This is a genomic window from Mycobacterium sp. E735, assembly GCF_001666955.1.
Classification (GTDB): domain Bacteria; phylum Actinomycetota; class Actinomycetes; order Mycobacteriales; family Mycobacteriaceae; genus Mycobacterium.
This window is the reverse complement of record NZ_LZIX01000031.1, coordinates 25,342-31,959: the sequence shown is the minus strand read 5'-3', so window position 1 is coordinate 31,959 and position 6,618 is coordinate 25,342. Positions and strand designations below refer to the sequence as shown.

The window sequence follows — 6,618 nt, the reverse complement described above, 5'->3', positions numbered from 1 at the left end:
GTACAGATCCTGGAGCACTTCGCTCGCCGACTCCTCGTCGACGTGCGCCCGCAACACCAGCGCCTTGGCCAGCGCCCCGTCGACCGCCGCGACCGCGACCGGACCGTCGGGCTCCTCCAGGTACGACAGCGCCGGGGCGAACATGCCCAGCCGCGCCAGCGCGGTCCCCAGGGCGATCCTGGCCGCGTGCGCGAACGCCTCGTCGAGCCCGGCGTCGTTCACGACCGGCGTCAGCAACTTGACGACGTCCGACCAGCGCTCGGCGCGGTAGTTGAGGACGACGGCGACCCAGCGGGCCTCGCGCCAGCTCGGGCGGCGCGCGGTCAGGCCGGTGACGATCTGGTCGGCTTCGGCGAGCCGCGCCGCATCCCCGGTCGACGCCAGGCCCGCCGCGTGGGCGAGGTGGAAATCGTCTGGGGTGGCGGCGCGGAACTGCAGGTACAGCCCGGTGTCATAGCGGAAGCCCAGTTCGCCCGGCGCCAGATCCACCTTCCGCTGCAACACCCCGGCCGTGCTCGCGGTGCGCGACACCGCCTCCAGCACCCGCAGGGACACATCGCCGGCGGCCGCGAGGCCCGTCCAGGCGTCGCACTGGTCGTGGGCGACCCGGGTCAGCGCGGTGAAGCCGGAGCGGGCGGCGGTCAGGTCGGCCGGGCGCTGGCGCTGGTAGACCGAGATGCCGAGCGCGCGGCAGCACGTGGCGAACCGGCTGACGACGTCGCCATCAACCCTGGCATCCGCACGTGAATTGACGGGCTGAGCGGCGAGCACGCCGGTGTCACCGAGTTCCACGGCCACGTCTCTCCATTTGTGTAGCCTCCCCTAACCTAACCCGCCTGAAGTTAGCATTGCATAAGCTAAGTGTCGAGGCGCGAGGGCCCGTCCGACTCACCACATCACTCCCAGCTCATCACCGCGAATGAGGGAGTTCAGGCGTACTCCCGTCCGCATTTTCGGTCCGTTCCCCCGGCTCCGACGGATCGGCGGGCCACCACCGGCCCCGCCGAGCGGCCCGAGCTTATCGAAAATCATTTTCATTAGCAATCCGAGAACGCAGCCAATAGTCGTCCGGCACGCCCGAAAAGTTCCGGCCCGCGGCGTGCGCGCCGCTAGTCCCCCTCCCAGGAGCCGGGCAGCAGGGGCAGCACGGGCCCACCGCCGAAGTCATCGCCGGTGAGCGTCGCCAGCCCGGTCGCCGCCCGGGCGGAACCCTTGCTCGCGGTTCCGGCGAAACCCAGGGCTCCGGCGCCCCGATCCGATGCGAGCGAGGAGCTGGCCGGCGCCGCCGGATCCTCGGGCTCGCCATCGGGGTCCAGATCCATGAACTCGTAGCCGCGGTAGCGATCTTGCAGGCCCGCCTGCCGGCGGCGACGCGCCCGCCGCTGCTCCCGAGCCGATGCCGCGGCCGCCGCCGTGGCCGCCGCGGAATCGGGCTCCGGCGCCTTGCGCGGCACGCCGGCACTGGTTCCCGAACCGAAACCCGCGGTCGGCCCGCCGACCAGGTATGGGAACGCGGCGCCTTCGACGCCGGCGGGGGGTGGCGACGGTGGGGCCGCGGGTGCCGGCGCCGAGGCCGGCGCGGGTGCCGGGGCCGAGGTCGGGGGCGAAGACGGTGCCGGCGCCGTGGCCGGGGCAGCGCTCGCTACAACCGGAGCGCGGCTGACGACTGGCGCATCGGGTGCCGGCGCCATCGGAGCCGGCGCAGCGACGGGAACTGGGGCAGGCTGGATTCCGGCCATCAGACTCAAGCCGGCTATGCCCCCCGCAAATCCACCCGGCACGATGAACGGCACGGCGGCGAGCTGTGGGAACGCCTGAAGGGCCTCGCCCACGTGGGTGAACTCGTCAGCGATGAGTCCGGCGGGCCCGAAAATGTCTTGTAGCAGATCCTCTAAGGCGTCGGCCGGGTCCGTGCGAAACTCCGCCAAATCTCTGGCTATGGTCTGGAAAACCTCCGTGAATCGGTTGATCCACCAGCTGAGCTGGTACGGGTTGCCGCCGTCGTTGTCGATGATTCCGTCGTCGTCACTGTCTTGGCCGCTGTCGGCGGCCTGCACGATTTGTGGCGCGGGCCCCGTTTGCGGCGCCGAAGCCACCGCGGCGGTGGAGACCGCCTGGTAGGTGGACATCGTGGTGGCCGCCTGGACCCACATCCGCGCGTAGTCGGCCTCGTTGACCGCGATCGGGATGGTGTTGATGCCGAAGAAGTTCGTCGCCACCAACACGCCGTGAACGGTGTGGTTGGCCGCCAACTCGGGCAGCGTCGGCATCGCGGCCAGCGCCACGGTGTAGGCCGTCGCCGCGGTCTCGTGGCGGGCGGCGGTCGCCGCACTGATGGCGCTGGCCCCCATCAACCAGGCGAGGTAGGGCGCGTGGGCGGCCGCGTACTGCTCGGCGGTGGGTCCCTCCCAGGCGCCGGCCTGCGCGGCGGCCAGGGTCGCGGAGAGCTCGTCCGCCGTCGAGGCGTACGTGGTGCTCAGTGAACTCCACGCGGCCGCGGCGGCCAGTAGGCCGGCCGGGCCGGGGCCACTGCTCAGCTGGGCCGAATGGACCTCCGGGGGCAGCGCCATCCACACCGGTGCGGTCATCCCGCGACTCCTCGCCGGGCTGAGACCGTGCCGCCCGGGCTGTTGGGCGGCACACCGATCAGCCCGGTATTAGTCGGGGGCGGGCACGCGAAAGTTCCCGCGCGGGATCAACTCATCGAGAACACATGAAAAGCCCGGGGGTCGGGTCAGCCCTTGACGGCGCTCACCAGCGTGTTACGCGAGACCATCGACCCGGCATCCGTGTCGGGCCCGGGCACCGGCCTGCCGTTCTGGGCCAGGAACTCGGCAAGCGGGGTGCCGACGGCGGTCCAGCCCCGGTCACCGAACCACTCCGTGGCCGGTGCGATCCGCTCGTTGTAGACCAACTGATAGAACGGACGCTCGGCACCGTCGGCGCGTTCCGCCTCGCGTTTGGCCTCGAAGTCGTCCTGGTCGAGCGGCGCGCCGTCCTCGACCGCGACGTGGCTGCCGGCGGCGGCCAGGTTGTCGATGCCGGTGAACAGCTGCTCCTCCGCGGCGGCCGGGAGGTAGATGAGCAAGCCTTCGGCTATCCACGCCGACGGCCTGGCGGGATCAAAGCCGCTGTCGCGCAGGGCCTGCGGCCAGTCGTCGCGCAGGTCCACCGCGATCTCGCGCCGCTCGGCCTTGGGTTGGGCGCCGTGCCCGGAGAGCACCTCACGCTTGAAGTCGAGGACCTGCGGTTGGTCCAGCTCGAAGATCGCCGTCCCGGCGGGCCAGTCCAGCCGGTAGGCGCGCGAGTCCAGTCCGGCCGCCAGGATGACCACCTGGCGCACGCCCGCGCCGGCGGCGCGGCGGAAGTACTCGTCGAAGTATTTGGTGCGGGCGCCCTGGAAGTCGACGAAATGCGCGCCCCAGTCCGGAGTCTTCAGCTGGTGGTCGGGGAGCTTGCCGTCGAGCACGTCGGCCGCCCACCCGCCCACGGCGCGGCAGAACAGCTCCGCATAAGGGTCGACGGCCAGCGGGTCCGGCTTCTGCGCCTCGAGCGCTCGGGCGGTCGCCACGAATAAGGCCGTCGAACCGACACTTGTTGTGATGTCCCAGGTATCGCCTTCACTACGCACGAATTCGACAGTACCGGCGGTCGGCGACCGGCGGCCGGTCAGTGGCCGGCCGCGGGGTCGGCGGAGGCAGCTGAGCAGCCTTTCTCGGACCTATCCTGGTTAGGCGGTTGCGCCGCCCACCGGAGGGGGAACATTGTGAAGTTGGCCGAGGCGTTGTCATTGCGGGCCGATGCGCTGCGGCGTATCGAACAGTTGCGCACACGCATCGTGAGCAGTGCCCGCTATCAGGAGGGCGAAGAACCCGCCGAAGACGCGGCGGCGTTGCTCGCCGAGGTCGAGGGCGTGCTGGGCGAGTACGAGGTCTTGATCCGGCGGATCAATCGCACGAACGCGGCGACGACGATCGGCGCGGACGGCACGCTGACCGACGCGTTGGCGCGCCGCGACGCTCTGCGCTGGCGTCACCATGTCCTCAAAAGCGCAGCGGACGCTGCTGCCGGGAGCTCCCAGCAGGGCTACTCTCGTCAACTGCGGTCCGAGCTAAAGATGTTGTCCGCCTTGACCGTTGCCGATGTGCGCGCCCAGGCTGATCAGGTGGCCCGCGAGCTTCGCGAGCTCGACGTGCGGATCCAGCGATCGAACTGGGAGGTAGACCTGTTGGAGTAAGGGAGCCGGGGTATAGCAGGTAGGCGTCGCGGAGGCGCGCACGAGCCCTGGCCGGCGGGCCAAGTCCGGTCTCTCCTGGCGCACGAAGGGCAGTGCAGGGGGTTCGACTCCCTCCTCACATCGCAGCCCCGCATCGCGCACAGGTGACGGGGCACAGCGCACAGCACATCACCGCGTGCGGATCCGTGACGACGAGGGTGGGCACGGGGCATACACCGAGCGGTTCGGCGGCGGCCGGTCCTCTCTGCCTGCGGTTGCGACGTGACGAGGAGCGAGGCGATCGCCGCAGCGACGGCAACGGTCTTGAACCATCGATGCGGCTCGTTGAGCGGCATCGTCAGTGGATCTGGTTGGCGAGCTTGGTGACCAGCGCGCTGTTGAGATAAGTGGTGGCGGCCGGGCCGCCGGAGTTGAGGGCGACGATGGTGGCGGGGTCGTCGATGATGACCAGGGTGCCACCGAAACTGCTGTATCTGGCGGGCAGGCCGGCGTATCCCCCGCCGCCGGCAGCCGGGTCGGTGCGCAGCAGCAACATGACGTCGCTGCGCTGGGAGAGGTAGTCAGTGTCGTTGATGTCGAACGGGACTTGCGCCGGACCGCCGGGGCTGCGCTTGTAATAGGCGTTGTAGGTGAAGCCGATGCTCTCCAGGTAGCCGCTCGGCGGAGAGGGGGTCACGGCGGCCGTCGTGGCGGTGCCGGTGTAGTTGACCACCACGATGGACTTCCCGGAAAAGGCACCGTGCTCGGAGCGGATGGTGTTCTGTTCGGATTGCGCCTTGTCGATAAGGGTTTTGGCCGTGCCCGTGCGGCCGAGGGCGGTGGCGATCCAATTCAGCTGCGCCTGCCAGGTCCAGTCTCCGGTGTTGTCGGCGGGCTGGGCGAGAGTGGGCGCGATGGCCGACAGCGCGTTATAGGTGGGTTGGTCGATGTCACCGGTGTCGATGATCAGGTCGGGCTTGGCGGCGGCGATCGCCGCGGTGTCGGCTGCGGCGAAGACCGGCGGGGATGAGTGCACCAGTGGTTGCAGCCAATTCGGAACGGTGGCGTTGGCCGCGTTCATCAGGACGGGCTGAGCGCCCAGCGACAGGACGGCATCGGGATCGCCGGGCCCCAGCGCGGCGACGGCCATCGGGCGGTGTTGGATCTTGACGGTGCCGAATTTGGTTGCGAGCGTTTGCGGTTCATAGGGGCCCAGGCCACCGCCGCTGCCGCCGAACAGATGGATGCCCACGACGGTGGCGGCGGCCAGCGCCGCGACAAGAACGATCGCGGCCACGACGAGACGAGTCCGTTTGCGCCGCTTGGCTTTCGGTGAGATGTGGGGCCCGCCTAACGACGGGGGCATGCCCGCGAACTGTTGGGGCGCGGCGTGGTGCGGGGGCCCGGCCGCCCCGCGGGGGTCGTACGCGGGCCACCCGGGCGCCGATGCCAGCCCGGGGGGCACGGTTGGCGGATACGTCACCGTTGGATTGGTCGCGTTGCTGGTTGGATTGATCGCGTTGCTTGCCGGTGGCCCGGTGGGGCCGGGACGCGTCGCCGGGGTGCCGGTCAACGCTGCGGCGGTGGCAGCCGCCAGTGCGCCGGCGGTCTGGAAGCGCTCGGCGGGGTCCTTGGCCAGCGCCCGGGCGATCACGTCGTCGATCTCGCGGGGCAGGGCGGGGTTGACGTCGGTGGGGTGCGGAACGGGCCGCATCAGGTGTCCGGCCAACATCGCCGACAACGAGTTGTCCTCGTAGGGGGTGCGGCTGGTCAGCAGCCTGAACAGGGCGCACCCCAACGAGTAGATGTCGCTGCGGGGGTCGGCCGCCCGGCCCTCGATCGTCTCCGGGGCGGCATAGGCGGCGGTGCCGACCATCGAGCCCGTGGCGGTCAGCGTGGTGGCGTCGTCGAGGGCGCGCGCAATCCCGAAGTCGGCCAACAAGACTCGTTCGTGGTCGCTGCCCGGCGCTGCTACCAGGAAGTTTCCGGGTTTGATGTCGCGGTGCAGCACCCGCCGGGAGTGCGCGTAGTCGAGTGCGGCGGCGACGTCGGTGACGATGCGCACGATGCGGGCCGGGGTGAGGTTGGCGCGGTCCAGGTCGTTGGCCGCGGTTCCCTCGACGTACTCCATGGCGATCCACAGGTGCCCGTCGTCGGTTTCGCCGCGGTTGTACACGCGCACGATGTTCGGATGGTTTAAGGTGGCGGCCAGGTCGGCCTCGCGGGTGAAGCGGACCCTGAACTGGTGGTCCACGGAAAGCTCGGCGGACAGGATCTTCAACGCGTCGCTGCGGGGCAGTGTCGGGTGGCGGGCCAGGTACACCGTGCCCATCCCCCCGGAACCGAGCACACCTTCGATACGGTACCCGGCGATGACCGTTCCGACGGCGAGAGGCATCAGG

General features: G+C 70.2%; 4 protein-coding genes and 1 pseudogene. 1 reads left to right on the top strand and 4 read right to left on the bottom strand.

All coding sequences use genetic code 11. The features are described from left to right. The 3 genes and pseudogenes from A5704_RS03040 to A5704_RS03030 all read right to left on the bottom strand — a co-directional run. Positions 1-792, bottom strand: a pseudogene (locus A5704_RS03040) (type VII secretion AAA-ATPase EccA); the annotation flags it as partial. A gap of 317 nt (positions 793-1,109) precedes the next feature. After that, entirely contained in the window at positions 1,110-2,588 is a 1,479-nt protein-coding gene (locus A5704_RS03035) for a PPE family protein (protein ID WP_067757577.1), read from the bottom strand. 146 nt (positions 2,589-2,734) lie between these two features. Beyond that, on the bottom strand, positions 2,735-3,631 hold the full coding sequence (locus tag A5704_RS03030; RefSeq protein WP_067757574.1) for a class I SAM-dependent methyltransferase: 897 nt from the start codon (positions 3,629-3,631) through the stop codon (positions 2,735-2,737). A 135-nt stretch (positions 3,632-3,766) separates the two neighbouring features. On the opposite strand from A5704_RS03030, the gene A5704_RS03025 reads away from it, so the two are divergent. Further along, on the top strand, positions 3,767-4,237 hold the full coding sequence (locus A5704_RS03025; RefSeq protein ID WP_067757565.1) for a DIP1984 family protein: 471 nt from the start codon (positions 3,767-3,769) through the stop codon (positions 4,235-4,237). 337 nt (positions 4,238-4,574) lie between these two features. Here A5704_RS03025 and A5704_RS03020 read toward each other — a convergent pair whose 3' ends face one another. Then, positions 4,575-6,614, bottom strand: coding sequence for a serine/threonine-protein kinase (locus tag A5704_RS03020; RefSeq protein ID WP_067757562.1), 2,040 nt, complete (start codon positions 6,612-6,614; stop codon positions 4,575-4,577). Positions 6,615-6,618 lie beyond the last annotated feature (4 nt).